This is a genomic window from Schwartzia succinivorans DSM 10502 (assembly GCF_900129225.1).
In the GTDB taxonomy this organism is placed as follows: Bacteria; Bacillota; Negativicutes; order Selenomonadales; family Selenomonadaceae; genus Schwartzia; species Schwartzia succinivorans.
This window is the reverse complement of sequence record NZ_FQUG01000019.1, coordinates 1-1,847: the sequence shown is the minus strand read 5'-3', so window position 1 is coordinate 1,847 and position 1,847 is coordinate 1. Positions and strand designations below refer to the sequence as shown.

Genomic DNA, 1,847 nt, shown 5'->3' with positions numbered 1-1,847 from the left:
GACGAAGCGCAGACGGTTTCCGCTGCGACAGAGGAGCAGTCCGCTTCCATGCAGGAGGTTGCTTCCGCAAGCCGCAGCCTTGCATCACTGGCTGACGAGCTCAAGGCAGCAGTGAACAAGTTCAAGGTTTGATTGAATAGCAGTCAAAAGCATCCGTATCCTTTGCGATACGGATGCTTTTTTCATGTGTTATGGAGTCTTTTCTAAAATAAGAATAAATACTCATTGTTATATTTGAAATTTTGTGTGCAAAGATGAATAAATTGAGAATTATATCGTAAAAAGTGATAACAATAAATTCCGGGAGCAATATTAACTCTGTAAAAAATTTTTTACTGCCGAAAACATGCGTATTTACGGGATTTTTTAAGCGTTTGGATGAAGTGACTAAAAATGTGAATAGAAAATTATTTATATATCTGATATAATAATTGTTGCTAATAGAGTATTTAGATGCGAGGGATTAAAGGACTAAAAAAACAATAAATGGTACCTACGACCTATAGGAAAAACGATATAAATATATAATAATATAAAAGCATTTCATGAGATTCATTTATGGTGCTTCATCTGTTGCAGTTCGCGATTGCAGCCCTTTTGTGTGAGGCGGCGTTTTCGATGCATTGGATGAATTTGATTAAATGAGGCTGGATTCCTGGAGTCCTGCTGCGGAGGGTTTTTGTATTTTTTTAAGGAGGAAGGATTATGTTTTCTAGTATCAGGGCGAAGTTTTTGATTGTGCTTCTCCCGCTGTTTGTGGTCTGTTTTATTGTATTGACCGGTATCAGTTACTACATTTCGAACAATGCGCTCGTGGATGACGCAGATATGCTCGCTCGTGCAACTGCAGGTCAGGCAGGCAAGGATCTTGAAAAAATTATGCAGGAGAAGGAAGTCCGTTTGGACGAGCTTTCAAAGCATCCGGTTATTAAGACAGGTACGCGTGAGCAGCGCGTTGCTGTGCTGGCGGATTTGAAGGCACGCACCAAGGGCTTTGCTATGCTGGCGTATGTTGACGCCACAGGTCATGCTGTCAGCGACAAGAACGTTGATATGGACCGCGCATCCCGTGAGTATTTCAAGACCGCAATGTCAACCGGAAAGCCGGTTATGACGGGTCCGTCCGTTTCCGGTACCACAGGAAAGCTCATTACTATTCTCGCATATCCGATTCTTGAGAACGGCCGTGCAACGGGTGTTGTTTTCGGTACGGTTGAGCTTGAGGCTCTGTCGGATATCATGGGCGAATTCAAGTTCATGGAAACGGGTTATGTTTATGTCGCAGATGAAAAGGGTATCTGCATTGGTTACAAGCAGCTGCCTGATGCAGTAGGTAAGCTTGACCTTACAAAGTCCAACAAGGAACAGCCGCTGGATCAGCGTCTTCTCGACGGTTTCAGCCAGGCATTGTCCTCTGACCAGACAGTTTCTACCTATTACAAGACACGTAAGGGTGTCCTGAACAAGGCTGTTATGACGCCGGTTCACATGGAAGGCCGCCGTTGGGTTGCTATTGCCTGCGCTCCTGTATCGGAGGTTGAGGCTGCGTCCTCAATGCTTCTGAAGGCTATGGTGGGTATTTCAATTATTACGATTCTTATCGCTGTAGGAGTTATCTTCATGTTCGCGAAGAGAGTCTCCGATCCGATCAAGGCACTTCTTGAGGAATGCCGTATCATCAATGGCGGCGACCTCCGTCAGGACCGTGTTGTTGTTGATTCCGATGATGAAATTGGTGAGCTGGCAGAAGGCTTCAACGAAATGCGCCGTACAATGCGCAAGCTTTTGAAGGGTATTCACGAGAAATCCGAGAGCGTTGCTTCCTCCAGTGAGGAGCTGACAGCAGC

Annotated in this window: 1 protein-coding gene; it reads left to right on the top strand. The window is 45.0% G+C overall.

Annotation, left to right across the window (positions count from 1 at the left end):
* Positions 1 to 705: 705 nt before the first annotated feature.
* Positions 706 to 1,847: cache domain-containing protein (locus tag BUA83_RS12400; RefSeq protein WP_144340546.1), on the top strand; the 1,142-nt coding region annotated here is incomplete at its 3' end.